Below are 25837 nucleotides of genomic sequence, written 5' to 3'. Positions count from 1 at the left end.
TTTGGAAACAAACAGAATGCTATCGCTGCATAGTTGAACAGTGATGTTCAGCAGTGTTCAGCGTAAATGTATCAGCTCATTTCCAACCTGCTCCAAATTTCCATCCTGCTGCTCCGCAACGCTTGCGCAGAAGGGCGTGGGCGGGATCTGGACTGCAACCGCCCGCTGGAGCTGGGATCCCTGTCGGGATGGCTAGACCCGGAACCGTCTGTGGTTGCGCTAGGTTCCCACCGGACTTGCCCAGACCCAGATGGCGACCATCCCATCCCAGAGCAACAGAAGCAGAGCAAAACATCCTAGGAGCCCGTACATCCAAGGCTGAACGTAGGGGCGCAGCCCGCCAATCTCCAGTTGAGCGTGCCGTCGAATCTCAGCCAACAGCTGCTTGAACCTGGTCACCCGCATCGGCAAAAGTACGCGATCCCCCCCTCGGCTGACCAAGTAATACACCATACCACCCTGGCTGGTGGAGCGGGGCTCAATGCGCTCGATATCGGCCCACCGGATCTGCCACTCCTGCCGCACAAAAGGCGGCACCCAACTGGGGTAGGTGGCCTGCATGCCCTCTTCGTCCAACTGAATCCGCTGGCTCAGGGATCCCAGGACTACCCCCCATCCCAGCAGCAGAGCAATCCAAAGGGATCCCAGCTCAAGAGGTGTTGCCTGTTGCCGAGCCAGCAGGATGGGTAGGGGCAGAACCAGTCCCCAGTACAGAGCCTGCACAGCGCAGCGAATTAAGGGAGAGATGGGGAAGGTCATCGTCGGCAAGATGAGGCTGGCTTTATCAAACTTAAGATAGCGCTAGATAGCGCTTAAAAAGGCACCTCCTCCTCCAAGGACTCCGTCCCGCTGAGGCGAACGGCAAGCTGAGAAGACTGCTCACGCCGGTAGGACGGATTCCTTACTGCATTGGGAAAGTCTACGGGATGAGGACTCCGCCCCGCTGACGCGGACGGCTCTGCTCCTGTTGGCGAGCCGTAGGTCTCACCGGAGAGCAGGTCAGGGGATCCCTCGGCTTCTATAGCCTCTATTGAGGAGAGCTCTTCCGTGGATCCCGTCACGTCAGACCCCAACACCCCTTCCAAATCCACCAAGCTGCCGTTGAAGTGGTCGGCAAAACGGCGGGCAATCTCCGCCAGCTCCTGGGTTAGCTCGAAGGACTGCCCACCGTGCAGGGTGTCGCGGCGCTCTGCACGACTTGGAGAATCGGTCGCGACAGCGGTGCGGAGCACTTTGTTCGCACCGGCAGGAAAAAGTCCTTGGGTTGCCAAGCCGGCCACCTTGGGGCCACCCATAGGATTGTCCCGCTCAGGTTCTGGCGAAGGTGGGCTGGAGTCAGGAGGGGAATGTTGCTGTCGCTGGGCAAGGCCGTGGCTCTGCGGTTCTGCTCTGGGCTCCCTTGAGGAAGCACGACTGTTGGTGCTATCGCTCTGCAACCCCGGCGTGGTGACAGGATCCGGGGCCACGGGGGCGGGGGGCAGGTCTGTTTCTCGGCTGAGCAGTGCCGAGGACTCCGCACCGCTGACGCGAATGGAAACATGCGGCCCGCTGGAGCGCTGCACAATCAAGTTGAGCTGCACAGGGCGCTGCAGCAGGTTGTGGAGCACCGACCGCAGTTCGGCTTCTTTGCTGCGCACTTTTTCCACCAGACCCTTGCTGGGAAAGGCGAGGGTAATTGCTTCAGGAGTCTCTTGGTGCAGGTGGCCGGATCCCATCAGAGCCTTGGTGAGGGGAGAGAGGCGCTTGAGGAACTCGTCCCAGTGGGGGCGCAGCAGCTTGACTGTGGCGGCGTCCCTTGCCGGTTCTCTGGGCTGCTCCGAGGACTCCGTCCGAGTAGCGCGATCTGCCTTCTGGCTCGACGCAACAGCAGGGGAGGCTGAAGGCCCAACAGTTAATTCATCTATCTCACCAACAGTTGATGGGCTTGATGGGCTGATGGTCGCAGCAGGGGCCGGAGGGGCTGTCCCGTCCGGGGGAGTTCTCTGGGGTGCAGGAGATAGGTCAAGGGCTGGGAAAGGACTCCGTTCCGCTGAATCCTCAGCCACCATGCTTGGGCGCAGCTGGCCCAGCAGATCCACTAGGGCAATTTCCAACCACAGTTGGGGCTGTCCGCTTTGACGAATTTGCGGCTCACACTGGCGCAGATGGCTCTGGGCTGCCAGCAGTATCTCCACCGAGTAGCGAGGGGCCCGTTGCTGCAGGGCTGCCCAGGTGGAGTCCGTTACAGCCACCAACTCCCGTTGCTGGGGGGCTGTCTTGACCAGCAGCAGATCCCGGTAAAGGGCCACCAAGTTCTGCAACAGGGCTAAGGGCTCTTTGCCCCGCTCCAACAATTGCCGAGTTTGGCTGAGCACCGCCTGCACATCCTGAGCCAGCAGCGCATCCATCAGAGCCAAAAGCTGCTGTTCCGGGATCCCTCCCACCAAGTCCCAAACGGCTTCAGGGGTGATGGATCCTTCCAAGAGGCTGAGCTGATCCAGCAGGCGTTCGGCGTCCCTCAGGCCCCCTTGGGAAAGTTGGGCCACCAGTTGCAGCGCCTCCGGCGTGATAGGGATCCCTTCTTGGGCGGCGATCTTGCCCAGGTGGGCCACCATGTCGTCGAGGGGGATGCGGCGGAAGTCAAACCGCTGACAGCGGGAAACAATGGTGGGCAAAACCCGCTGCGGGTCAGTGGTGGCCAGGACAAATACCACGCGGGGGGGCGGCTCTTCAAGAGTTTTCAGCAAGGCGTTGAAGGCCGCATTGCTGAGCATGTGGCACTCGTCGATGACATAGACTTTGTAGCGGCTGTTCACCGGGGCAAACTGGGCCCGCTCGATCAGCTCGCGGATGTTGTCTACGCCGGTGTTGCTGGCCGCGTCAATCTCGAGAACATCCAGGGAGGCTCCCGCAGTGATGGCGCGGCATTGGCTGCACGCCTGGCAGGGATCCGGCGTCGGCCCCTGTTCACAATTCAAGGACTTGGCCAAGATGCGGGCGCTGGAGGTTTTTCCCGTGCCCCTCGGCCCGCAGAACAAATAGGCAGGCGCCACCCGCCCCAGCCGGATGGCATTGGCCAGCGTTTGCACCACCGCTCCTTGGCCGACCACATCGGCAAAGCGCTGCGGGCGGTATTTTAAATGCAGGGGTTCATAGTTGCCAGCGGTGGCCATTTCCGGGATCTCCAAGCAAGCAGCGCCCCAACCGGAACCGCGCAAGAGCTCTGCTCTGCTGACGCGATCCCACCGGGGCTCCCCTATTCTGGCTTCTCGATGGCGGGATCCCTCTTTGCCCATCAAGAGTGGGGCTGGGCGGGCAGAGCTTTTGTGCTCCCCTCTGCTAACGTGACCGGCGGCGGGCCAGGGGACTTGGGATCCCGGCGACGCAGAGAGGGAAGCTGGGGCAGTTGCACTCTCCAGCCGGGCGAGTCAAGCTGATCCATGTGCTGCACGCGGTAGCTGAGCTGGTACAACTCCTTCCTAAGCTGGCGATTCTCGGCCTGGATGGCGGCGATGCGCTCGCGAATGGGCTGAAGGCGGGCCTGCAGCTTGCGCCGGTAGAGCTCCGGCAACTCCTGGATCATCTGCTCCAGCAACTGCTTCTCTTGGTAAAGCTGCTCAATCTCCGCCTCATAGCTGCGAATTTGCCGGTGTTGCTTTTCTTGGCGCAGCTCCAGAAGGTCTATCTGGCCCTGCAAGATGCGATTGCGCTCTCGCAAAAGCTGGATTTCCTGCTCCCGCGCAGCCAGAGCTTGGGCAAACTCCGTCTTGCCGATGCAACCTGCTTCCTGCATCGTTTCTCCCTCAACCCATCCGTACATGGATACCAAGGGATCCGTCCCACCAGACCCTACCCGTCACTGTATCCGGCCCGCGGGGGTGAGGCAAATGGCCTCTGGCCCGCCGACGCCAAAGCTTGCTTCACCTGGGCTTCCAGCTCAGCCAGGGATCCGGAGTTGTCCAGCACCACATCGGCACGGCGCACTTTTTCCGCCAAAGGCCACTGGCTGGCGATGCGAGCTTCGATTTCTGCCGGTGTAAGAAGATCCCGGCGGGCAAGGCGTTGCCGCTGCTGCTCTGGGGTGCAAGTCACCACCCAAATCTCGCTGGCCCAATTTTCCATGTGGGCTTCAAACAGCAACGGGATCATCAGACAAACGGTTTGAGATCCCTGGGCAGAGGAAAACCCTGGCCCGCTGTTCTTTTGGGAACCAGGCCCTTCCTCAAGCAACACGCCATGCGCCTCAGAGCTCTGCTCCGCTAACCCGAACAGAAAATCTTGCAGTTGAGCTCTAACGAAAGGGTGGATTTGGGCCTCTAGCCAAGCCCGCTCGGCAGCATCGGCAAACACGATCTGGCCCAACCGCCGGCGATCCAGATCTCCAGAGGGCGTTTGGATGGCCTTTCCATAGCGTTCCAGTACCCGCTCGCGAATGGGGGATCCCACCGCCAAGGCCTGGCGGGCCATTTGATCTGCATCGGCTACCGGGATCCCGTGCTGCTCCAAGATGCGGGCCACCGTGGATTTACCCGTGCCCACTCCGCCTGTCAGGCCAATGATTCGCATAGCTGTCGTGGTTACGGTTTAGCTTGCTGGGGTAGAGGGGCGCTGCCAGGGTAAAGCCAGTTGAAGGTTTTTCTTCAAGGGGAGGCCGTTTTTGCAGCCAGCGGAGAAGAACGGTGCTCTGCCGCAGCCGGCAAAGGAGAGCTGGGCGGCAGCAGGCTATACTCAAAGCCCTCCACCAAAGCCCGACAGGAGGCCTCGATGATGTTGGTGGAAACCCCCACCGTTGTCCAACGGCGGTGACCGTCGCTAAACTCCACCAGCACGCGCGTTTTGGCCGAGGTGCCGGCTCGCCCATCCAAAATGCGCACCTTGTAATCAGACAGGTGAATCGCCTCCAGTTGGGGATAGAACTCCAGCAGCGCCTTGCGCAACGCCCCATCCAGAGCGGCCACCGGCCCATTGCCTTCCGCCGCCGTCACCCGAGTTTGCCCCTGCACCGCTATCTTCACCGCCGCCAAAGATTGCACATCCGTTGCTTCGCCACTGGGATCCCAGTCTTTGCTGTTCCAATCGGAGCGGGTGGTGGTCGTCACGTTGAAGCTGAGCACCTCAAAAGGATGGGAGCGTTGTCCCAGCAAGCCCCGCACCAACAGCTCAAAGCTGGCCTCAGCAGCCTCAAACTGATAGCCCTGCAGCTCCAGGGTTTTCAGCCGCTCCAAAATCAAGCGCACCTGCGGATCCGACTTCTCCAGCCGGATCCCGAATCCGGCCATTTTGTGGAGAATGTTGCTCAGCCCCGCCTGTTCTGAGACCACAATGCGGCGACAGTTGCCCACTTGCTCGGGGGCGATGTGCTCGTAGGTGAGAGGGTTTTTCTGAACGGCGCTGACGTGGATCCCACCCTTGTGGGCAAAGGCCGATAGGCCCACAAACGGCGCATGGTCATCCGGGGCCAAATTGACCACCTCGCTGATGGAGCGGGAGATCTCCGTCAGGTGCTTCAGCTTCTCTTGCGGCAGACAGCGATAGCCCAGCTTCAGTTGCAAGTTGGGGATGACACTGCACAGGTCGGCATTGCCGCAGCGTTCCCCATAGCCGTTGATAGTGCCCTGCACCATGCGCGCCCCTGCCTGCACCGCCGCCAGGGCATTGGCCACAGCAGTGCCGGAGTCGTTGTGGGTGTGGATCCCTAGGGGCAAGTGCTGCAGGTGATGGGATTCTGCCAAGACAGCTGCCGTGATCGCCGCAATCTCGTGGGGCAGGGATCCGCCGTTGGTATCGCAGAGAACCAGCCACTCCGCCCCCGCCGCCGCCGCTGCCGCTAGGGTTTGCAGGGCATAGTCGGGGTTGTGGCGGTAGGCGTCGAACCAGTGCTCGGCATCGTAGATGACCCGCCGCCCCTGGGATCGCAGATAGGCAATGGTGTCGCGGATCATGGCCAGGTTTTCCTGCAGCGTGGTGCCCAGGCCCTCGGTGACGTGGAGATCCCAAGACTTGCCGAAGACGGTTATATAGCGGGTGCCCGCCGCCAAAATGGCCTGCAGCATGGGATCGTCTGCCGCCCGCCGCCCCGGCTTGCGGGTAGAACAAAAAGCCACCAGCTCGGCTTGCTCTAGGGGCTCTTCCCGCATCTGCCAGAAAAACTGCACATCCTTGGGATTGGCTCCTGGCCAGCCCCCTTCAATAAACGGGATCCCCAGACGATCCAGCAGCTTGGCAATCTGTAACTTGTCTTGCACCGACAGCGATAGACCCTCTCGCTGGGCCCCATCTCGCAGTGTGGTGTCGTAGAGGGTGATGGTGGCTGAGCAACCCAGATCAATCTTCATATCGCATCAGTTTCTTGTAAAAGGCGGTGGAGAAATCCGGCTGTTGTCCGCGCTGCACCAAAGAGACGACATCAATCAGATAATCCACAAACTCGTAGTTGGCGATGGAGAGCTGATAGGTGAGATCTGCATCCTGAGCAAAGATGACCTGAACCACCGTCAGATCCGAAGGCAACGGGGACATGTGCCAACTGGCCAAGAAGCGGACAGGCCCCTCTCCCTCGATGGCCCTCTGCCCTTCCAGGCTGGCTTTTTTGTAGAGGCCCACCGCGAGGGCTAGGTACTGTCGGCGGGCAACGGCGTAATAGGGCTGATAAACGGCCACTTCTGGCGGGCTAGCGGGTTCAAGTTGCAAAGCCATGGTGCGCTAGGAGAGGGGTACCGCTTTTTCTAAGTTTCATGAAGTTCTGCAAGATAGGTGGGATCCCCATAGCCAAGAGAGATCTCTGCATTGGCTGTAGCAAGTGTCGCCGGAAAAAGCTGTGAGGTCAATTGTGGCAGAGAACCCAGAAAAAATTATAAGGGGCCACTGCAACCCATTTCATTCAGCGTATCGCGAAGCGGTGCGGTTCCCGGTAGGGTGCCGGAGGCATAGCACCATCGCGACAGCGGGTGAGCGGACTACGGATAGATTGCCCAATTGTCTACTTTTCCTTGAGGGATCCCGCATCCCATGCTGGGGAGAAGCGTTGGAAAGTCGGGGATCTCTAGGAAAGAATAGAAAAGGAGGGATCCCTGCCCCTGATAGCAACCGGCTTTTCTCCTGCCGGCGGTGGCGAGACGGTGCCCTTGCTTGGTTCTCCAAACGTTTGGCATCTCCTGGCTTCATGAACACAACCCAAGACCCAACCGCTTCTCGTCTCGACCTTCTCCCCCCGGGAGAGGGAGGAACAACGGCCAACCTCCTGCTGGAGTGGGATCCCGTCCTGCAGCGCAAGTTCCAGCAGCTTGTCCAGATCTTCGCCGAGATGGAGCGGGTCTTGGTGGCCTACTCGGGGGGAGTTGATAGCAGCTTGGTGGCCAAGTTGGCCTGGGATCAGTTGGGGGAGCGGGCCCTGGCCGTCACCGCTGCTTCTCCTTCGCTGCTGCCGGAAGATTTGGAGGAGGCAATTCAGCAGGCTCGGCAAATCGGGATCCGCCATCAGATCGTCGAAACCCACGAGCTGGAAGATCCGGGCTACGCCGCCAACCCCGTTAACCGGTGTTACTTCTGCAAAAGCCACTTGCACGATACCTTGCGCCTGTTGGCCCAAGCCCAGGGATATAACCATGTGGTGGATGGTCTCAATGCCGACGATCTGGCCGATTACCGACCGGGGACACAGGCAGCTCGGGAGCGCGGCGTGCGTTCCCCTTTGGCGGAGGTGGGGATGAGCAAGCTGGAGGTGCGGCAATTGTCTCGCCACCTGGGGCTGTCTTGGTGGGATAAACCGGCCCAACCCTGCCTCAGCTCTCGCTTTCCCTACGGGGAGGCAATCACCCCTGAGAAGCTGCGTCGGGTGGGAGCGGCGGAGCGCTACTTGCGCAGCTTGGGTTGGCGGCAGGTCAGGGTGCGCTCGGAGAAGGACACCGCCCGCATCGAACTTCCTCCGGATCAGATCGTGGAGTTTGTGCAGAAAACCAATCTGGAAGCGCTGGTCAAGGCCCTGCAATCCTTCGGCTATCTCTATGTCAGTCTCGATTTGGAGGGCTACCGCAGCGGCAAGCTCAACCGAGTCCTCAACCTTTCCCAGTTGGCCACAAGCTAGCGGGCTGGGGAAGCCGTAGGGGATCTGTGTTGAAGTTTTGCGCCGGGTGATTATGAGAGGGTTGCGGTTGCTCTGGCTCTGCTTGGGGGTGCTGGGGTTGGCAGTTGCCGGCCCTACTGCGGCTCAGGTGGAGTCCCAGAAGAAGGGGGGCGCTCAGCCCATGGATACGACTGACCTCAGCGCCGTTGCCGACCGAACGTTACGGCTGCGTTCTGACCGGCAAACCTTCGATCAACGGGCGGAAGTCTTCCAAGCAGAAGGCAATGTGGAGATGCGGCTGGGCCGCTCTGTGTTGCGGGCGGATCGCCTGCGCATTGAACTGCGACAGCGGCGGGCTGTGGCCGAGGGCAATGTTTCTATTCAACTGGATCGGCAGCGCATTCAGGGATCCCGGCTGGAGTACGACTTTGAGCAAGAGCGGGGATTTTTGGAAGGGGCCTTCGGGCAGGTGGATATTGGCCAGTTGCAGGCCAGTGGATCCCCGGCAGCCGCTTTGGCGCCAGAGCGGTTGGTGCGCTTTCGTGCCGTTCGCATTCGCTTCGATGCCAACACCTGGGAAGGAGAACAGGTGCGGCTGACCAACGACCCGCTGGATCCGCCGGAGTTGGAGATTCGCAGCCCACGGGTGACCTCCACTCTTCAGGCAGATGGTTCCAGCCTGCTGATTGCCGAGGCGGGGCAATTGGTTTTCGACCAGGTCTTGTTTCTGCCCCTGCCCATTCGGCTGCGCTTCGACTCATTAAACCGTCAGCCTCCGGTCAGCATCTTCTACGACGATTTCGACCGAGAAGAATTGCGACGGGGCCTGATCCTGCAACCCAACTTCGAGCTGCTGCGGGATCCCAATGTGAGCTTGGTGCTCTCCCCGCAACTGTATCCGCAGCGCCTTTGGGGCAGTGAGCAGGGCCTTTTGGATGGGATCGGGCTGCGGGCCGATTTGCGTTGGCGGCAACCGGAGGCGAATGCCCAAACCTCCCTGTTTGCCGAGCTGCGGGGGATCGTCTTCCAGGAGTTTGCTCAGCGCTTGCGAGCTCAGGTCGAACACCGCATCACCACCGGCGATGGTGGAGAAGTCGCCTACACCTACGCCTATCGGGAACGCTTCTTCAGCGGTCGCCTGGGGTTTCAAATTGTGGAAAACCGCCTCGGTGCCAGCTACCGCTCCCCCACCCTGCGCCTAGGGAATACCGGCTTGGATCTCAGCTACCGCATAGCCGTCGACTACATTGATGCCTTGGGGCAGCCGGATGAAATCGACACAGAGCCGGAGTTGGCCTTGGCCAATACTACCGACCGCATTCAGCTCTCCCGCTTGCAACTGGGGGCAACCTTGAATCGCTCCTTTCCCCTCTGGAGCCCTCCCAAGACAGCAGCGGATCCCCCACCCCGCTTTTCCGCTCTGCCTATTGAGCAAGGGATCTGGCTCAACACCGGCGTGAGCAGCAGCCAGTCTTTTTACTCCAATGGCCGGGCCCAGAGCTATACCGCCGGCAGCATTGGTATCGATGCGGTGATCGGGGCTTTCGTGGCCGATACCTTCGACTACACCAACCTGAGGGTGACCTACTCCAACGGTTTTCTGGCCGGAGCCTCGCCGTTTTTGTTCGACCGCATCACCACGCGGGAACAGCTCGTCTTGGGCTTTTTGCAACAACTGTACGGCCCGCTGCGGGTGGGGGCAGAGACGACGGTAGATTTGCAGTCAGGCCAGCAGGTGGATGTCGTCTATCGCCTGGGCTATGACCGCCGCACCTATGGCTTCAGCCTGCAATACAATCCGGTGCGCCAGTCGGGGGCTCTGGAGCTGCGGGTGGAGGGCCTGAACTGGGATCCCGGCCAATCCTCGCCGCAGCCGACGACGGGATCGAGGATCCAAGAGCCCTGATCCCCAAACTCCAAGGGAACGGAAAAATGTAATCCTGACTACTACTCTGTGGAGATTTTCTATGAGAAATTGTCCCATATTGGGGAAAAATCCTAATTCAAATCTTCCTCGAATTGCAGAACCCTCTTGGAAATCGAAACAGTAAGGTAAAATACAGAAGTTATTTTTTCCAGGATTGATTTCTGCCAGTTGGGATCGCCGTATCGCAGACTACCGCAGTGATCCCCAGGCGGTGTTAGGGTAGATGATAGGCTGAGCAAAGTGGGCTGGTGATCTGAACAATGCAAACACTCGATGCAATCCCCGATAAAAAACGAGCAGAGCGAATAACCTGTAGCTACATCAATGCGACCAGCTCTATTCAGGTGGTTCGCATCACGAATATCGAAAACTGGTACTTTGAGCGGGTGGTCTTTCCAGGCCAGCGGCTGCTGTTTGAGGCGGTGCCCGGAGCCAAACTGGAGATTCACACGGGTATGATGGCCAGCTCTATTCTGGCGGATACCATCCCCTGTGAAAAGCTGCGCGTTCGAGAAACGGAGCCGGTGACTGCGGGCGCCTAGATCTCCAGAGGCCAGGGGTGCGGACTAGGTTTCGCGGCCTTGCTGCTTTCTCTCTTCTCTTTCCGAACTGGGGGAAGGCTGAGGCGAGGGGCTGGCGGAGCGGCGCGGCTTGGGAGGTAGGGGGATCTCCAGGAAACGGGCGCTCAATCTCACCAGGCTGGTCTCTTGGGGCGGCCAAGGGATCCCCAACCAACGGGCTGTGAGCTCCAGCAAGCTGGGGGGTGGTGTCGGCGTAGGAGTTGGCGTGGGTGGTGGGGTGGGGTACAGATCTAGGCGCGGTGGCCGTGGGGTGCTAACCCGAAAAGCATCGGGGGGCGGTTGGGTCAGAGGTACATTCGGATCCCCGCATCCCAGCAAGCCCAGTCCGCCGGCAAGCAACAGGCCGTACAATTTTCGAGTGCCTCTACTGCCCATGAGTACGCTGCTGGACACCTCCAACAGGGTATCATCGAGAGCCCAAGGTTCTGAGCTGAGCTTGTAGATCTGCCTCCAGGCCGGACAGCTCACGAGCCAGGGTTGCGTAGCGGTTGCCAGTCAAGTTTTTGGCGGTAAATTGCTCCAACAGTTGCTGATCCCGGGCAACCATTTGGTTGAGATACTGAGCCACAGAGGCTTGTGGATCCTCGACTAAAGCTCGGCACACCTGTAGGGCCATCACCAGTTGGGCCCGCACTTGTAAAAACAGCGATTGGATGTACTTTTGCTCAGCCTCACTGAGTTGCCGAAAATCTCGCCAATGCTGCCCCCCCTGCAGCGATTGCCGAAGCTCGTTGACCCAGTGGTTGTAGTCTTTTACCTTGCGGGCCAGATCGGTGGCAAACTTCATCATCTCAGGGGTGCTGTTGAGCAGGTGGGCCTCCTGCCAACGCTGGCGGATGCGATGCAGGCTTTTTCCCAAGCGCAAGTTGGCTCTCAGGATCCCCAACAGGAGCAGCAGTAGGATCCCGGCAGCCGCGGTATAGGACACCCAAGAGCCGGGATCCCGCATCCCCAAGAAGATGACCAAGGCTATTGCCACCCAACCAAAGGCCAGCATGCCCCAGAAGCGTAGCCGCTGTTGCTGCAAACGCAGGTACTCTGCCCGCAGATCAAAGGCCTCGCAGCAAGCGTCCAGATCGGCGGCCATGAGCTGGCGAAACTCGTCCGCGGAGATCGGTTCCACATTCATCATCGAGGGCACCCTTAACGCAAGTGGATCGAGGCCGAACGGCATCAAGACCTGCCCTGCCAATCACGGGCAGCTTCCGTACTTTCTTGTAGAGGCTCCAGGGTTTCGCTGGCCGGAACCACCATCAACCCATATCCTCCCCCGCGACAAAAATCGACGATCTCCTGCGTGTCAAACCGTTCTGCCACGGGCTTGGGCAGCCCCTGTTGAGCCAGCCTCTGCGCATATTTTCTTGCCGCAAACGAGCTCTCAAAAGCAATGACAATATCTTGACCCCCAACCTGGCGCGTACAGATCCCCTCTTGTCCATTGGCTTGGTAGAGCAGCACGATCACCTGAGGGGGCAAGTCTTCTGGGCTAACCCAAGACAACCCCTTCTCAGCCTGGGATCCCCCGCTGAGCAATACATCCCGCGCCTCATTCAGCCGCGCCAGTTGCGCCTCTAGCAAGGGTCTTTGTCGCTCGTCCTCCAGTTCTGCGAGAGCAGTACTGAGGGTTTGGTATTCCTGAAACAGTCGCCCCCGGATCTGCCGCTCGGTTGCGTCCGGCGGAAGGTTGAGAATCTCAAGGGCTTCGGTGGTGTTCATCATGGGCTCTGATTTTATTCAAAATCATTGCCTAGACTAGCTGTTCTGAGAGTCCCTGGAGAGAAGTTCTGCGATGATCGTGGCTGCCCGTTTTCTCGGCCAGACGAGAGGGTGGGCTCACCAAATGCGGCGATGATTACTTCCATCTTTTGGCTGCTCGGCAGGGGAATCGGCTTTGGGTTGGTCGGATAAAGAGGGAAGGGGGAAGCCCAACTCAAAAGCCTCTCGTGCCAGCAAAGCCAGCAGAGATGGATTCGACTGGGCGCGTTTCACCCGCTCTTTGAGACGATTCCACAGGTGTGCTCGGTGGATGCGTTCCAAGTCCTCTCTCTGTTCACGTATCATGCTGTTCTCGCCTCTCCTGTATCAATCCTAACTAAGCAACAGGGGAGCCGGTGTCAGGGAACTTTGATGGATTTTAGCTAGGCCGCCGAGAAGCCTGCACTCTTTCGCTTTAGCGGCGCGGAGCGCTTTGCATCAGCATGAGTGTGGGAGTATGTCACAGGTCTTCTGCACAGGGAACCGCGGCTTTGAGGGGGCCAGCTTGTCCTAGCCTATCCAAAAAACGCTGCAAGAGCTGAAAACCGGGTGGGTTGAGGCTGTAGTAAATCCAGCGGCCCTGCTGGCGAGCATTGACCAATTTCGCATCGCGCAGGGTTTTGAGGTGAAACGAGAGCTTGGATTGGCTCACCTTCAGCTCCTCGCAGAGATCACAAACGCACAACTCACGCCCCTGCAGCAGTTGCAGCACACGCAGGCGAATCGGGTCGGAGAGAGCGTGGAACCCCGCCCGCACCTGCTCATCCATCCAATCCCCTTCTACCTCGACCAGCAACGAAACCATCATTCAACCAGGGTAGCAGGAGTTTTGCGCTCCAGTTGTCGATCAGTTGGACGGCAGGGAAAAGGCGCAACAGTCAACCGGCTCAGCGACGGTAGGTCAACCGCGCTTGAAGATAACACTGCCAACATTCCGTTGCCAACTTTGTGTTCTCTTTAACGTTTCTTGTTGCTGCCTTCACAAGCTCTCTACAGTTTCGCTGGAATCAATCACCGGCATCCGTTATGCAAGAGACACGGCTGCAGCGGCTATAGTTAGTGTTGCTGGAAAAAGCTGCTTTGAATCATCTGTTGAAAAGCCTGGGCTGCGCGCGAAGTGTGGCGTTGGCGGTGCTTAAGCAGCAGGAAGGGACGCTGCAGAGCATCCGATCCATCAGCTAGGGGCACTGCCTTCAAATCTCCCAAGCGGACTTCGTTGCGGATCATCAATTCCGAGATGGCGCCGGCTGCGGATCCCTGGCTGACTAGGGCTTTGATCATTTCGCCACTTTGCAGCCGCAAGATCACCGATAACTGCTCGATCGAAATCCCCCAACGGGCCAAGGCTGCTTCAAAATGCTGCTGGGTGCCGGATCCGGCTTCTCTCATGATCCAGTCGGTTTCTACCAGCTCCGGGATCCTTATTTCTGATCTGGGGTACCAAGGATGTTCCCTGCCGACGATGATGCAAAGTCGATCCCAGTCAAGGATGTGCTGCTCCAGGTGAGGCAGATCCTCCGGTCGGATGGCACCCTCCACCAAGCCTAAGTCGAAATCACCCCGCAATAAGCCTTCAGCAATAGCTTCGGTGTTGGCCAAGGTGCAATGGATTTGAATGCCTGGGTAGCGCTGCTTGTAGAGGCTGAGGCGGTAGGGTAGCCAGTAGTTGCCGATGGTGAGGCTGGAGCCGAGGTGGAGATCTCCCATCTGCAAGTTGTTCAGCTCTTTCAGGCCCTGTTCTGTCTGTTCCACTCGCCGGAGAATCTCTTGGGCCTGTCCTTTCAGCCAACGTCCGGCTTCTGTCAACTCTACCCGACGGCCAATTCGGTGAAACAAGGGGATCCCGTAGCTCCGCTCTAGCGCCTGAATGGCAGCGCTGACAGCCGGCTGGGTGATGTGGAGGGCAGCGGCAGCTCGAGTGAAATGCAGGTGCTCGGCCACCGCCAAAAAAATACGCAATTGCTCTAAGGTCATCTTCTCATCAGGGATCCGAAAGGCCACGACTGAAGCATAACTAGAGTCTATTTTTTTTAGAGCTAAAAACATTTGATTTTATGATTTGTCTCTTTTACTGTCAGAGCAGAGCTTTGTCGTGGAGATCCAGATGAGTTGGTGGGTGACGCTTTTGGTAGGGTGTGGCATTGGCTTTTGCGCGGGGCTGTTTGGGTTGGGTGGTAGTTCGTTGGGCACGCCATTGCTGCGCTTGTTGGGCATGCCTGCTGCCTTGGCTTTGGCCAGTCCCCTGCCCCTCACCTTGTTCAGCGCTTTGGGAGGGGTGGTCACCTTTCAAAAACGGGGGATGATCCACTGGCGAGTGGTGGGCCACACAGTGTTTTGGGGGATCCCGGCGGTGGCTCTTGGAGCATGGACGACGAAGTTCCTGCCGGGCATGGCGCTAATGCTGCTGACGGCAATGTTTATTTTGGGGATCGGGCTCTACGGCCTAAACGGTTTACGAGGTTTTCTTCCCGGCGAGGGGGAAAAGGAATTGCACCTGGAGCGGATCCCGGTGGGTTCTGTCCTGTTGGGCTTCTTCAATGGGTTGTTGGCCAATGGCGGTGGACTGGTGTTGGTACCCTTTTATCAACTGGTGGTGGGGCTGGATCTGCGGGGCGCTCTGGCCAGTTCTCTGGCTTCGGTGGCGCTGTTGGCTGTTCCGGCCATTCTGGTGCACAGCAGCCTGGGGCATATCGCCTGGGATATCACCTTCTGGCTGGCGCTGGGAGTGTTCCCCTGTACGGTGCTGGGTGGCAGGTTGGCGTTGCGACTTTCCACGCCCCTGTTGACCCGTTTGTACGGGGGGTTTCTGGTAGCAATGGCTCTCTACTTCGGTATCCGGGAGATCTCGCAGTCGTCGGTATAAACCACGCGGATCGCGGTCGATCCCCTCATCCAGCAGCCGTGGTGACGGCAGAAGTAGAACCCTCGCGAGAGCATCTGCAAACGGCCTATCAATCTTTTGCTGAAATGGAACGTTCTTGAACGAGATGGAAACGCTAATCCCGACACAGGGATCCAATACGAGCTTGGCAGGTGGCGATTTCTTCAGGGGTGAGGTTGTCCCAATTGACGTCGCGGCGCAGCACCAAGCCATTGTGCCCGGTGATGAAGCGGGGCAGCTCTGCTTGGTCGATCACGCTCAGATCCCGCATGTGATAAGTGGTGTAATAGGTAACATCTGGGGTCTCGAAATCCACGTCAATAAGAGTGAGGGTCTTGCGTGGGGGCAGAGGGCTGCCCAGGAGAGGACGAGGGCCGGAGCCGAGAATGCCGCAATGAAGCAGTTGCAGTTGCCCTTTGTGGCCGGGGTAGTAGCCGTGATGGTGGCCGCTGATGTAGGTGTGGACGCGGTACTTCTCCAGCAGGGCTCGCTTGGCATCGGCATCCAGCAATACTTCTCCCGGATCGTCGCGCCCAACGGTAATGGCATAGAGGGGTAGGTGGCCGATGACGATGCGCAACTTGGCCTTCTGAGCCCGTTCGCTGGCCAGAGCCGCTTCCGCCCAAGCCATTTGTTCCGGTGGGATGTAGTTGCAGGTGGCATCCCAGGCTAGGTAAAACACATCGTCTTTTTCAAAGGTGTAGTAGAAGGGAAAGTCCCCCCGATCCACAAAGTTCAAACCTGGGTCGTGGGCCGGATCGTTCCAAAACTCGCGGGCCAGATCCCGTTCTTTTTGAAAGAGAAAGCCGCCCCGCGTGGTGCGGGCACAGGAAGCATCGTGATTGCCCAAGGTAAAGCCGTAGGGAAGTTTGGCCGCACGGATTGGGCCAGCCACATGCCGGTCGAAGGCTGCCCACATGGCGCGAATGCGCTCCTCCGACAGGCGGGGATCCTGACCGGCCACCATATCTCCTCCTCCCAAAACAATATCCGGCTGAAGATAGGGGATGAGGCCGATGCCCCGATCCACCTCTGGGTCGTATTCCACCGAGCCGTAGATGCCGTTCATGTCACTGATGACCAAGAGGCGCAGATCTCGGCGGGGGGGGATGTAGAGGCCATGGGGGGCATCTGGATGGGGGACGACGGTGGGGGTGGGCTGGGGGGTAGGAGAGGGGAGAGCGGCTCTAGGGGATCCCATCCCTGGGGCTAGATGAGAGGGCTGCTGCCGACTGGCCCAATAGGCTCCTGCCAATCCACTGCTGCTGGCCAACCCCAACAAACCCAGAATTACCTTGCGCCGCTGCATGATCTTTGCCCCCAACACTCCAGCGGTATTGTAGAAAATCAAAAGGCTGATGTTGGGCTCTTCCATCTGCGCACGGCCTGGACTCGGCTCGAAGATGGCTATGCGCGGCAGCTCTTGTAGAGTTCGGGGTGTTTTTTGAACAACTGTTGACGCACAAATGCTACCTTGGTAGAGATGAGCAACTACCTATCTCAGACTCGGTATGACTTGAGGTTTTCCATGCCTCGCCCTTTGGATTCTTTGGAAGCTGCTTTGGAGCGGTGCCGGGAGTGCAATCTGCGTTTGAGCCGACAGCGCCGTTACATCCTGGAACTGTTGTGGCAGTGTGGCGAGCACCTCTCCGCCCGCGAGATTTACGATCGCCTCAATCAACAGGGCAAACCGATCGGCCACACGTCCGTTTATCAAAACCTGGAAGCTCTGGCCAGCCACAACATCGTCGAGTGTTTGGATCGTGCCGATGGGCGTCGCTACGGCAACCGCACCCATCCCCACAGCCATGTCAACTGCTTGGATAGCAACCGCATTTTGGATGTGGATGTGGAGCTGCCGCCTGAACTGCTGGCCCAGGTGGAGCAACAAACGGGCACCCGCATCCAGAGCTACCGCATCGAGTTTTTCGGGGTGGAAAAGCCTGCGCAGTCCCAGCCGTAACCTTTGCAAAGGGATCCCTGCTGTCCTGGGAAAAAATTGGGCAAAGGTCAGTAAGCCCGGTTTTGGCCTTTGGTGATTTGGGACTGGATTTGCTCGAGAGAACTGGCAGGGGCCAGGCATTTGTTGCCCCAGCACACCAGCCCTAAAGCTCCTTCCGGCAGAGGTTCGGTCTCGGTGGGGAGAGCAAAGACGGTGGTGGGCCAAGATCGTTGCTGAAAGGCGGGCATAGCATCGGCCTCCAGGGTAACTTTCACCCAATTGCTGTACCAATCCAGCCCGACAAAAAGGCTGGGGCAGGTGCGCGGCTGGGTGCTCATGGTGTGGGCAAAGGTTTTCAGGGCCTGTTCTGCTCGTTCCAGGTAGTCCAGATCTCCGGTGAGGGCGGCCAGGCGCACCAGGTTGGCAATGGCCACCCCATTGGCTGCAGGGGTAGCGTTGTCTTGAAACTCCTTCTCTCGCACCAACAGTTCAGAGGCGCTCTGGGCATCGCTGACAAAGTATCCTCCTCTAACCGGATCCCACAGTTGCGTATCCATCTCCTGCTGGAGCTGGAGGGCAGCCTGTAACCAGTCTTGAGGGGTGGGATCCCCCAGCAGGGGCAGGCAGGCTTGCTGCAAGTCCAACAGGGCCTTGATCAGCAGGGCGTAATCTTCTGACTTGGCGGGCACCTGCGCTGTGCCATCGTAGTTCAAGCGCAACAGGGATCCGGTCTCGGGGTGGCGTTGCCGGCTGAGGATGAATTGGGCTGCCCGCAGAGCGAATTGCAGATAGTCTGCGTTGCCGAACACTTGATAGGCCCGCGCCAGGCCGGAAATCATCAAGGCGTTCCAAGAGACGATCATCTTGGTGTCGGTGACGGGTGGGATCCGCCCCGGCCAGGATTGCAGACGGGCCGACTGGGCATCCACTGCCGGAGGGAAGGGAACTCGTCGCTCCGCAGAGCCATAGCGTGCCTGAAAAAGATGGGTGGTCAAGGCGGTTTCAACTTCTGGCGGCAACGTCCCCCCCTGTTTGCGCTGCAAGACGATGCAGCCGGGCCGATCAGGGAAATTGCCCCCCGGAGACAGGTCAAACGCCTGCTGCAAGGCGCGGAAGGTTTCTTCCCCCAAGAGATCCTGCAGCTCCTGCCAGCGCCAGACGTAGAACTCTCCCTCTTCCGGCTCCCGATCCTCTGCTCGGGCAAAGCTGTCGGCATCTTGAGCGGCGTAGAAGTATCCGGCAGGGGCGGTCATCTCCCGCGCCACCCACTCCACCGTCAGCCGCACCGCCCGCTCAATGGCCGGATCTTGGATCCCATGGGCCCAGAGATCGGAGAGAAACTCCAGGATCTGCCCGTTGTCGTAGAGCATCTTTTCAAAGTGGGGCACCGTCCAGGTGGGATCCACAGTGTAGCGGTGAAAGCCGCCGGCCACATGGTCAAAGATCCCTCCCAACACCAAGGCCATGCCCCGCTCTTTGGCCCGTTCCAGAGCGCTCATGGAGCCGGGGATCCCTTCCGGTGGGTCGAAGCGGGCTGAGCGCAACACCAACTGGGCGTAGGGCATCATGGGAAATTGCTGCACCGCCCCGGCATTGGCGAGCAAAGGCTGGATCTTAGGGATCCCAGAGCGCAGCAGGTCGGCGGGAATGTGGTCTTCCGGCACTAAGTCGCTGAGGGTGGTCAGAGCCGTCAAAATCTGGCCTTTCATCTCCTCTATTTTTTCCTTTTCCTGCCGGTAAAACTGCAGGATGCGCTGCAGCAAGGCCAGAAACCCCGGGCGGCCAAAGCGGGGCTCTACAGGAAAATAGGTGCCAGCATAAAAGGGCACCAGGTCATCGGGCGTGAGGAAAACATTGAGGGGCCACCCCCCCTGCCCGCTCATAAGCTGCAACGCCTGCATGTAGATGCTGTCGAGATCGGGCCGCTCCTCGCGATCCACCTTGATGGGCAAAAAATGGGCATTGAGGAAAGCGGCGATCTCCGGGTTGGAAAAAGCCTCGCCCTCCATGACCGTACACCAGTGGCAACTGGAATAGCCGATGGACAGAAAAATCGGCCTATCCTCGGCCCGCGCTTTCTCCAGAGCCTCGGGGATCCAAGGCCACCAATCCACCGGGTTCTCGGCGTGCTTGCGCAAGTAAAGGCTGGAACTTGTGGCGAGGCGATTGGCCATAGGTACACCCTCTCACCTTTTTTTGCTTTTCAGGCTAGCGCGTTCTCCTGCCGAGGCCGAACCAACCCACTGTTGTTCGAGATACACTCACCTGCCTCATTTCCCTGGGATCCCCTGCTCCTGCTCGGCAGCCGGGATCAAAAACTCCAGAGGGCGCCCGTGCAAGACCAAGGTGGTGCTGGGGTTTTCCACAAAGCCGATCCGCTCGTAAAAGCCGCGCTGATGGGTTGTGAACAGGTAGATGCGCTCCACCGACTGCAGGTGGGGATGGCTGATCAGGGTTTCCACCAACTTGCGCCCAATGCCCTGACGTCGGTAGTCGTGATCGACCACGATATCCCAGAGGACGGCCCGGTAAACCCCATCGGAAGTGGCGCGGCCAAAGCCAATCAGGCGTTCCCCATCCCACACGCTGACCACCGGATGGCTGTGGGCAACGGCCCGCTCCATCTCCTCCCGCCGGCGATTCTGCGCCCAAAAGGCGTTGCGGTTCAACAGCAGGAGAAGCTGATCCAGATCCAGCTCGCCCCGCTCCAGAGAGAAGCGAATGTTGCGGTTGTCCACCGGCTGACGAGAGAGGGCAATGACAGGCTCAGGAGAGGGATCGGGCATGAAGAAGACCTTTGCAGCAGTGAGGGTTGGCAAGGAAGGGGGAGTTCAGCAAAACACTTGGGCCTGACAAACTGAGGCTAGCTGGCCGAGGCACTTTCGGCGGTTGGCCCCGCATGCTCTAGGGCATAGGCTTTGAAGCGCTCCAGATCCGCCTGGATGGTGCTCTCCACCACTTTGCCCACAAACAGGCCATCCAAGATTTTGCCGAGGATCCCCGGGATCTTGTAGGCAACCGACAGCTTAACAATGGTACTGCCTTTGCGGTCGTAAAAGCGCAGCGCGCCCCGGTTGGGCAGTCCTTCCACCGAACTCCAGCCGATGTGTTGGTGTTTCACCACCGTGTGGGTGCGGGAGATCCAACTGAAGGTGAGGCCGCGGGTATCCAGTGTCCACCGGGACAGCTCCTGATCCAGCAATTCCACCGAGCGGATCCACTTCATCCAACGGGGCATGAGGGTGAGGTTGGCCCACAAATCCCATACCTGCTCAATGGGAACAGGCACCTCCACCTGACAGGTATGCTCTAGCCAATCTGACTCTGACATAGGGCCTCCCACGCAACACCCAGCAGAAACACAAACCATCCAGGGGCTTGGCCACAACGCCTCGGGACGGGATCCCTGCCTTTACAAAATTTTATATCGACCTAAGATAGCATTATCGGCCTCGTGAAAGTTTGGGGCTCTGCGCTTTTTGGCAGCCCGGTTTCTTTTTCGAGCAAGTTGCGGCTGCCCCCCATGAGGGCAATGCAGAAGGCAGGTATCATGATTGCCATCTGCAAGCTCCACTTGCAAAGGTTCGGTGCATCCACTCGGTTGACTTGACGGAACGACCTCACCATGGTTTCACAATGGAAACAGCATCTGAAGAACTACTTCGTGGCGGGGTTGCTGGTGGTGATCCCTCTGGCAACTACCATTTGGCTGACGGTGGAGGTGGCCACCTGGAGCATTGGCTTTCTGACCAGCATTCCGAAGCAGTTCAATCCCATCCAGGGTTTGCACCCGATCTTGATCAACCTCATCGATCTGGCGGTGGGCCTGTTGACGCCGATTGTGCTCATCCTGCTGATCGGCTTTATGGCCCGCAACATTGTCGGCCAGTGGCTGCTCAATCTCAGCGAACAGTTGCTCCATGCGATTCCGGTGGCGGGGCTGGTGTACAAGACCTTGAAGCAATTGGTCAGTGTTTTGTTTGCCCCCAACAATCAGCGCTTTCGGCGGGTGGTGCTGGTGGAATATCCCCGACCAGGAGCTTGGGCGCTGGCCTTTGTGACGGGCACCATTCAAACTCCCATTCGGCCCGATGGGCCGCAGCGCTCCCTTGGCCTGTTTGTGCCCACCACCCCCAATCCAACGACGGGCTGGTACGCCATTGTGCCGGAAGACCAGGTGGTGGAAGTGTTCATGCCGGTGGAAGATGCTTTTAAGATGCTCATTTCCGGCGGCATTGTCACCCCTGAGAGTTTTGAAGCGGGGCTGCAGCGGCGAGAAGGAGCTTTGGCCGTGACCATGCCCAGTTTGCGGGAGCTGGTGGAGCAGGAGCGGGTGGCAGGATCCCCCAGGGCTGACTCGGTGGGCTCTGAGGTAGGTTTTGAGACTGAAGGGATCCCTTAATCCTGCTTTCCTGTCCCTGCAGAAGGGCCGGGCTGCCAGAGCTGGTATTCTTTGGCCTGTTCCAAGCGCACATAAAAAGGCCGCATTTGCCGATCCAATGCCTCCACTTGCTCGGAGGGAAAGGCCTTCCAGTCAGCGCGGCTGGCCCAGCGGAGGATGAGGTGGACAAGTTCGGGATCCTCTTGATCCAGCCAAACTTCTTTGCCCAGAAAACCCGGATGCCGGCGCAGGGCGGATCCCCAAACCCGCTCGTCTTGCTCAAGAAAGGCTGCTTGCCCACCGGGAGGAACCCGGAAGCAGAGATGTTCGATGGCGATAGGGCCGGGCGGGCTGGGATGGGTTGACACAAGAACAAGGGCGACAAAGTTAGAGATGGGGATGTGGTCAATTCAAATAGCAACAAGACACTGGCCAGTGCAACAGCTCTGTTCGCGAAAGCGGGCCGTAGGTCTTATCCCTTCACCAACGGAACCAGGCTCTCACTCCCGTACTTCTGAACCCATCCCCTCAAGACCCTGGAGTGCTGAATTCTCTCTTCTCGATCCCGCTCTCGATACCCTAACTCTTTTTTTTCGTGTTATTTGCAGCTTCCTGAGAGCATAGTAAATAGCACTGGGTTGGACGCCGAACCTCTGGGCTCTCTCCTTCAGTCGAGCTTCTGGGTACTGGTCCACATCTTGCTGCAGGGCGGCCAAGTCTATCTTGCGTTTCCGGGTCTTGACTTTTGTCGGCCTAAGATCCTCTCGATTCAGCCAGCGATAAACCGTTGCGCGACTGACTTTGTAAATCTGTGCGGCTGTGGTGGGGCTGCCCCCTTCCTGGACATACCCTACGACTCTTTCTCTCAGGTCTAAGCTGTAGCCCATGGAGCTTTCTCCTGAGTCTGCCTTCATGCCATCTTACTTTAATACCGTCTCATCATCAACTGAATTGACCATAGATCTTCGCTCCCCACAAGATCCTCTCAAGACTCGAGGGAAGAAGCTGTCAATCGTTGCAGGGTGGGAATGAAGTCGGGGTAGGAGATGCGGGCACAGTCGGCTCCTCTGAGGAGGGTGGATCCCTGCGCTCCCAGGGCTGCCACCATCAGACTCATGGCGATGCGGTGATCCTCGTGGCTGTCGACCTCGGCCCCATGAAGGGGGATCCCTCCTTTGATTTCCAGGCCATCGGGATATTCGGCGACCTGGGCTCCCATGCGGCTCAACTCTTGGGTCATGGCTGACAGGCGGTCGCTTTCTTTCACCCGCAGCTCTGCGGCATCGCGAATCACCGTGATCCCTTCGGCAAAGGCCGCCGCCACCGCCAAAACTGGGATCTCGTCGATCAAGGTGGGGATGAGATCGCCGGCGATGGTGCAGCCGCGCAAGCGGGCCGAACGCACCCGCAGATCTCCCAGGGGCTCACCGGCCATTTCCCGGAGGTTCTCAATTTGGATGTCAGCCCCCATCTCCTGCAACACCCGTAGTGCACCGGTACGGGTGGGGTTGAGGCCCACATCCCGGAGCAGCAATTCGCTCTCGGGCACAATGGAGGCGGCCACCAGCCAAAAGGCTGCCGAGCTGATATCTCCCGGCACCTGAACTTTTTGGCCCACCAGGCGGGATCCGCCCACCACGGCCACGGTTTTCGCCTCTGGATCCACGTGAATGTCGGCTCCGAAGGCCCGCAACATCCGTTCCGAGTGATCCCGAGAGAGAGCCGGCTCGGTGACTTGGGTGGTGCCTTCTGCCAGCAGGCCCGCCAGCAAGAGGCAGGATTTCACCTGCGCCGAAGCCACCGGGGAGCGATGGTGAATGCCCTTCAGGGATCCCCCTTGCACGGCCAAGGGTGCCAAGGTTCCACCGGCCCGTCCCCAAATGCTGGCCCCCATCTGCCGCAGTGGTTCTACCACCCGTCCCATGGGCCGCGAGCGCAGGGATCGATCCCCGGTGACGGCAAAAAAGCGCCCGGCATGGCCCGCCAGGATCCCCAGCATCAGGCGCAAGGTGGTGCCGGAGTTACCTGCATCCAACACGTCTGCCGGTTCTTGCAGCTGGCCCAGGCCAACTCCCCGAATGCGAACACACTCGCTGTTGAGCTCCGAAATATCTGCCCCCAGCGCCCGAAAACAGGCTGCCGTACTGCGGGGATCCTCTCCCAGCAACAGCCCTTGGATGGTGGTTTCTCCTTCGGCCAGGGATCCCAGCATCAGGGCGCGGTGGGAAATGGATTTGTCGCCGGGGATGCTCACTTGGCCGCGCAGGCCCTTGGCCGGCGAGAGAGTGAGGATATCGGTAGAAGAAGAGTGAGTCAACACAGCAACCCTGACGGCAGACTTGGCAAAAGCGGGAGCAGTCTCATCATACTCAGAGCGGGACTCGCGCCCCAGAGATTTTGCCGGGGATCCCAAGACAGCCTGTCTTTTGACGGCCACCCCTCTTTTCTCAGAGGATCACCTTAACAACATGGATTCCTCGGTCGGGGCCTGGCCTCGGCCTTTTTTTTGCAGATACTGAACTTTGTAGCAGCAGAAATAGAACCCCCGCAGACCGTGCTTGGCAAGGTGTATCAACACGATTCCGTTTTGACCGAGGAGGTGATGGCCTACCTGCAACCCCAGGGGGGCGGTATTTTTTTGGATGTGACGTTGGGAGGGGGTGGGCACAGCTTGGCGCTGCTGCGGGGGGGAGCTGCTCGAGTGGTGGGGTTGGATCGGGATCCGGCGGCTCTACAGGCGGCGCAAGCGCGTTTTGCAGCAGAAGGGATCCCCGGCAGCCGCATCCAACTGTGGCACCTCAATTTTGCCGATTTCGATCTGCAGCAGCATGGCTTTCGGGATGAGCAGGGGCAGGGGATCCCCTTCGATGGCATCGTGGCCGACTTGGGGGTGAGTTCGCCGCAACTGGACTGTCCTGAGCGGGGATTTAGCTTTCGCGGGGAGGGGCCGCTGGACATGCGCATGGATCCCAGTACAGCTCAGGAGACTGCCGCCGATTGGGTTAATCATCGCCCGGTCGAAGAGTTGATCGAGATTTTCACCCGTTACGGCGAAGAGCGATTTGCCCGCCGCATTGCCCATCACATCGAGCAGGCTCGTCCCCTCGCCACAACTACCCAGTTGGCCCAGGTGGTTTGGCAGGCGGTACCTCCGGCAGCTCGGCGAGGCCGCATCCACCCGGCCACCCGCGTCTTTCAGGCGTTGCGCATTGCCGTGAACCGAGAACTGGAGGCTTTAGAAACCTTGCTGGCCCAAGCCCCCACTTGGTTGAAACCCGGCGGCAGGTTGGCCGTAATCAGCTTCCATAGCCTTGAAGATCGCCTGGTGAAATGGGCCTTTCGCAGGGATCCCCGTTGGCAGGTGCTCACCCCCAAGCCCTTGTCCCCTTCCGAACTGGAACGGCAACGCAATCCACGGGCCCGCTCTGCCAAACTGCGAGTGGCTGCCCGCAGCAGTCAGATGTAGCACCAGTCAGTTCTCCCAATCTCAAGAGATCGGCTACTGTGAAGCGGACGGCTAGCGCGCCGAGACCAGGAATCGGGAGAAGGGGGTTGCTATTGGGGGATGCGGGGAACTAGGGTGAAGCGGAACCGGCAGTCCTGCACCGTCGGATCCCTTGGTGTGTGTGAGGTTAAGCCCCATGGTTAGCCAGCCTTTGAACGCAGGTCTTGATCGTCCCAAAAGCCCTCGTCGCCACAGACAGCCTTCTGCTCTGAGCCGACCCCTCTCCGGTACAGTTCAGGCCAGCCGCACCCAACCTTTGAATTTGAAGTTGAAATCAGCCCATCCTCGCAGCCAGCATCTTGCTTGGGCAGAACACCTAGCCTGGTGGAAGCAAATCTCCACAGGGATGGCTATCCTCTCCGGCGTTTCAGTGTTGAGCCTTTACAGTTGGACTGTGCATACCCAAAGCCGGTGGAGCCAGCGTTACCAGGTGTGGCAGCAGATGCAGCGCAACGAACGACAGTTTCTGCTGACTCAAGAATCCATTGCCAATTCTCTGCGGGAAATCGCCGACCGCTCCGAAATGGTGCCGCTGGTACCGGATCGGATGATCGAGGTGCCGATTGCCTCTCCCAGCCAAGTTGAGCCGGATCCAGCCCACCAGGCAACGGCTTTGCCAGAAATCGAAAAAGCCCCTCTTTTCTATCCGGTTGGGTACTAATTCATACGGATCCCGCCCATGACGGCTAGGCCAGCGTCCCCATCTTGCTTTCCCAAAAGCTGTGGGTCTTGTGAAGTCTCAGCGTATCTGATACATTTACGCTGAACACTGCTGAACATCACTGTTCAACTATGCAGCGATAGCATTCTGTTTGTTTCCAAAC

The 25837-nt window shown here is 59.0% G+C and carries 26 protein-coding genes and 1 pseudogene; 8 read left to right on the top strand and 19 right to left on the bottom strand.

All coding sequences use genetic code 11. The features are described from left to right. Positions 1 to 219: 219 nt before the first annotated feature. The 6 genes from NW849_RS07960 to ebsA form a co-directional block, all read right to left on the bottom strand. Positions 220 to 759, bottom strand: coding sequence for a hypothetical protein (locus tag NW849_RS07960; protein WP_414357072.1), 540 nt, complete (start codon positions 757 to 759; stop codon positions 220 to 222). 53 nt (positions 760 to 812) lie between these two features. After that, complete coding sequence (locus tag NW849_RS07955; RefSeq protein ID WP_414357077.1) at positions 813 to 3152, bottom strand: DNA polymerase III subunit gamma/tau; 2340 nt, start codon at positions 3150 to 3152, stop codon at positions 813 to 815. A 122-nt stretch (positions 3153 to 3274) separates the two neighbouring features. Then, a complete protein-coding gene (locus NW849_RS07950) occupies positions 3275 to 3772 on the bottom strand; it encodes a hypothetical protein (RefSeq protein ID WP_414357071.1) in 498 nt (165 codons plus the stop codon). Positions 3773 to 3828: 56 nt separating this feature from the next. Further along, positions 3829 to 4545, bottom strand: a complete 717-nt coding sequence (gene coaE / locus NW849_RS07945) for a dephospho-CoA kinase (RefSeq protein WP_414357070.1) — start codon at positions 4543 to 4545, stop codon at positions 3829 to 3831. A 74-nt stretch (positions 4546 to 4619) separates the two neighbouring features. Next, the gene (gene cimA, locus NW849_RS07940; protein WP_414357069.1) at positions 4620 to 6314 is read right to left on the bottom strand and encodes a citramalate synthase; all 1695 of its coding nucleotides are present in this window, start codon (positions 6312 to 6314) and stop codon (positions 4620 to 4622) included. Beyond that, positions 6304 to 6675: a type IV pilus biogenesis protein EbsA gene (gene ebsA / locus NW849_RS07935; RefSeq protein WP_011432932.1), complete on the bottom strand. Its 372-nt coding sequence runs from the start codon at positions 6673 to 6675 to the stop codon at positions 6304 to 6306. Before ebsA ends, cimA begins: the two co-directional genes overlap by 11 nt. A gap of 466 nt (positions 6676 to 7141) precedes the next feature. Here ebsA and larE point away from each other — a divergent pair, with 466 nt between their 5' ends. The 3 genes from larE (at position 7142) to NW849_RS07920 (ending at position 10510) form a co-directional block, all read left to right on the top strand. After that, positions 7142 to 8062 carry an ATP-dependent sacrificial sulfur transferase LarE gene (larE, locus tag NW849_RS07930; protein ID WP_414357068.1) on the top strand — a complete coding sequence of 307 codons (921 nt, stop codon included), beginning with the start codon at positions 7142 to 7144 and terminating at the stop codon, positions 8060 to 8062. A 52-nt stretch (positions 8063 to 8114) separates the two neighbouring features. Then, entirely contained in the window at positions 8115 to 9947 is a 1833-nt protein-coding gene (locus NW849_RS07925) for a DUF3769 domain-containing protein (RefSeq protein ID WP_414357067.1), read from the top strand. A 281-nt stretch (positions 9948 to 10228) separates the two neighbouring features. Continuing rightward, the gene (locus tag NW849_RS07920) at positions 10229 to 10510 is read left to right on the top strand and encodes a DUF1830 domain-containing protein (protein WP_414331305.1); all 282 of its coding nucleotides are present in this window, start codon (positions 10229 to 10231) and stop codon (positions 10508 to 10510) included. 24 nt (positions 10511 to 10534) lie between these two features. On the opposite strand, the gene NW849_RS07915 is transcribed toward NW849_RS07920, so the two are convergent. From NW849_RS07915 to NW849_RS07890, 6 genes are all read right to left on the bottom strand, one after another. Continuing rightward, positions 10535 to 10924: a hypothetical protein gene (locus NW849_RS07915; RefSeq protein WP_414357066.1), complete on the bottom strand. Its 390-nt coding sequence runs from the start codon at positions 10922 to 10924 to the stop codon at positions 10535 to 10537. Between the two features lie 31 nt (positions 10925 to 10955). Then, complete coding sequence (locus tag NW849_RS07910) at positions 10956 to 11681, bottom strand: hypothetical protein (RefSeq protein WP_414357063.1); 726 nt, start codon at positions 11679 to 11681, stop codon at positions 10956 to 10958. Positions 11682 to 11722: 41 nt separating this feature from the next. Beyond that, positions 11723 to 12268 (bottom strand): DUF3110 domain-containing protein, encoded by a 546-nt coding sequence (locus NW849_RS07905; RefSeq protein ID WP_414357062.1) that lies wholly within the window; start codon positions 12266 to 12268, stop codon positions 11723 to 11725. 114 nt (positions 12269 to 12382) lie between these two features. Then, entirely contained in the window at positions 12383 to 12610 is a 228-nt protein-coding gene (locus NW849_RS07900) for a hypothetical protein (protein ID WP_414357060.1), read from the bottom strand. A 154-nt stretch (positions 12611 to 12764) separates the two neighbouring features. After that, a complete protein-coding gene (locus NW849_RS07895; RefSeq protein WP_414357075.1) occupies positions 12765 to 13109 on the bottom strand; it encodes an ArsR/SmtB family transcription factor in 345 nt (114 codons plus the stop codon). 251 nt (positions 13110 to 13360) lie between these two features. Beyond that, positions 13361 to 14278 (bottom strand): LysR substrate-binding domain-containing protein, encoded by a 918-nt coding sequence (locus NW849_RS07890; protein WP_414357059.1) that lies wholly within the window; start codon positions 14276 to 14278, stop codon positions 13361 to 13363. Positions 14279 to 14408: 130 nt separating this feature from the next. Between NW849_RS07890 and NW849_RS07885 the strand changes: the two genes are divergently transcribed. Continuing rightward, a complete protein-coding gene (locus NW849_RS07885; protein WP_414357058.1) occupies positions 14409 to 15167 on the top strand; it encodes a sulfite exporter TauE/SafE family protein in 759 nt (252 codons plus the stop codon). 133 nt (positions 15168 to 15300) lie between these two features. On the opposite strand, the gene NW849_RS07880 is transcribed toward NW849_RS07885, so the two are convergent. Next, positions 15301 to 16560 (bottom strand): metallophosphoesterase family protein, encoded by a 1260-nt coding sequence (locus NW849_RS07880; RefSeq protein ID WP_414357057.1) that lies wholly within the window; start codon positions 16558 to 16560, stop codon positions 15301 to 15303. A 153-nt stretch (positions 16561 to 16713) separates the two neighbouring features. Here NW849_RS07880 and NW849_RS07875 point away from each other — a divergent pair, with 153 nt between their 5' ends. After that, positions 16714 to 17148 (top strand): Fur family transcriptional regulator, encoded by a 435-nt coding sequence (locus NW849_RS07875; RefSeq protein ID WP_414351968.1) that lies wholly within the window; start codon positions 16714 to 16716, stop codon positions 17146 to 17148. Positions 17149 to 17195: 47 nt separating this feature from the next. Here NW849_RS07875 and NW849_RS07870 read toward each other — a convergent pair whose 3' ends face one another. The 3 genes from NW849_RS07870 to NW849_RS07860 all read right to left on the bottom strand — a co-directional run bounded on the left by NW849_RS07870 (position 17196) and on the right by NW849_RS07860 (position 20458). Beyond that, complete coding sequence (locus NW849_RS07870; RefSeq protein WP_414357055.1) at positions 17196 to 19301, bottom strand: thioredoxin domain-containing protein; 2106 nt, start codon at positions 19299 to 19301, stop codon at positions 17196 to 17198. 96 nt (positions 19302 to 19397) lie between these two features. After that, a complete protein-coding gene (locus NW849_RS07865; protein WP_414357053.1) occupies positions 19398 to 19913 on the bottom strand; it encodes a GNAT family N-acetyltransferase in 516 nt (171 codons plus the stop codon). Between the two features lie 77 nt (positions 19914 to 19990). Then, positions 19991 to 20458 (bottom strand): SRPBCC family protein, encoded by a 468-nt coding sequence (locus NW849_RS07860; protein ID WP_414357051.1) that lies wholly within the window; start codon positions 20456 to 20458, stop codon positions 19991 to 19993. 294 nt (positions 20459 to 20752) lie between these two features. Here NW849_RS07860 and NW849_RS07855 point away from each other — a divergent pair, with 294 nt between their 5' ends. Continuing rightward, on the top strand, positions 20753 to 21529 hold the full coding sequence (locus NW849_RS07855; protein WP_238376947.1) for a DUF502 domain-containing protein: 777 nt from the start codon (positions 20753 to 20755) through the stop codon (positions 21527 to 21529). On the opposite strand, the gene NW849_RS07850 is transcribed toward NW849_RS07855, so the two are convergent. From NW849_RS07850 to aroA, 3 genes and pseudogenes are all read right to left on the bottom strand, one after another. Beyond that, a complete protein-coding gene (locus tag NW849_RS07850; protein ID WP_414357050.1) occupies positions 21526 to 21876 on the bottom strand; it encodes a TIGR03792 family protein in 351 nt (116 codons plus the stop codon). The two genes, NW849_RS07855 and NW849_RS07850, sit on opposite strands and share 4 nt — an antisense overlap. A gap of 122 nt (positions 21877 to 21998) precedes the next feature. Then, a pseudogene (locus NW849_RS07845) lies at positions 21999 to 22395 on the bottom strand (IS630 transposase-related protein); the annotation flags it as partial. 98 nt (positions 22396 to 22493) lie between these two features. Further along, positions 22494 to 23828, bottom strand: a complete 1335-nt coding sequence (aroA, locus tag NW849_RS07840; protein ID WP_414357074.1) for a 3-phosphoshikimate 1-carboxyvinyltransferase — start codon at positions 23826 to 23828, stop codon at positions 22494 to 22496. A gap of 234 nt (positions 23829 to 24062) precedes the next feature. Here aroA and rsmH point away from each other — a divergent pair, with 234 nt between their 5' ends. Together rsmH and NW849_RS07830 are read left to right on the top strand one after the other, a co-directional pair. Next, complete coding sequence (gene rsmH, locus NW849_RS07835; RefSeq protein WP_414357048.1) at positions 24063 to 24974, top strand: 16S rRNA (cytosine(1402)-N(4))-methyltransferase RsmH; 912 nt, start codon at positions 24063 to 24065, stop codon at positions 24972 to 24974. Between the two features lie 175 nt (positions 24975 to 25149). Then, positions 25150 to 25674 (top strand): hypothetical protein, encoded by a 525-nt coding sequence (locus tag NW849_RS07830; protein ID WP_414357046.1) that lies wholly within the window; start codon positions 25150 to 25152, stop codon positions 25672 to 25674. Positions 25675 to 25837: the final 163 nt, after the last annotated feature.

The organism is Synechococcus sp. R55.3 (assembly GCF_047461975.1).
Lineage (GTDB): Bacteria > Cyanobacteriota > Cyanobacteriia > Thermostichales > Thermostichaceae > Thermostichus.
Note: the sequence above shows the minus strand (reverse complement) of the source record. Positions and strands in the feature narration are given on the sequence as shown.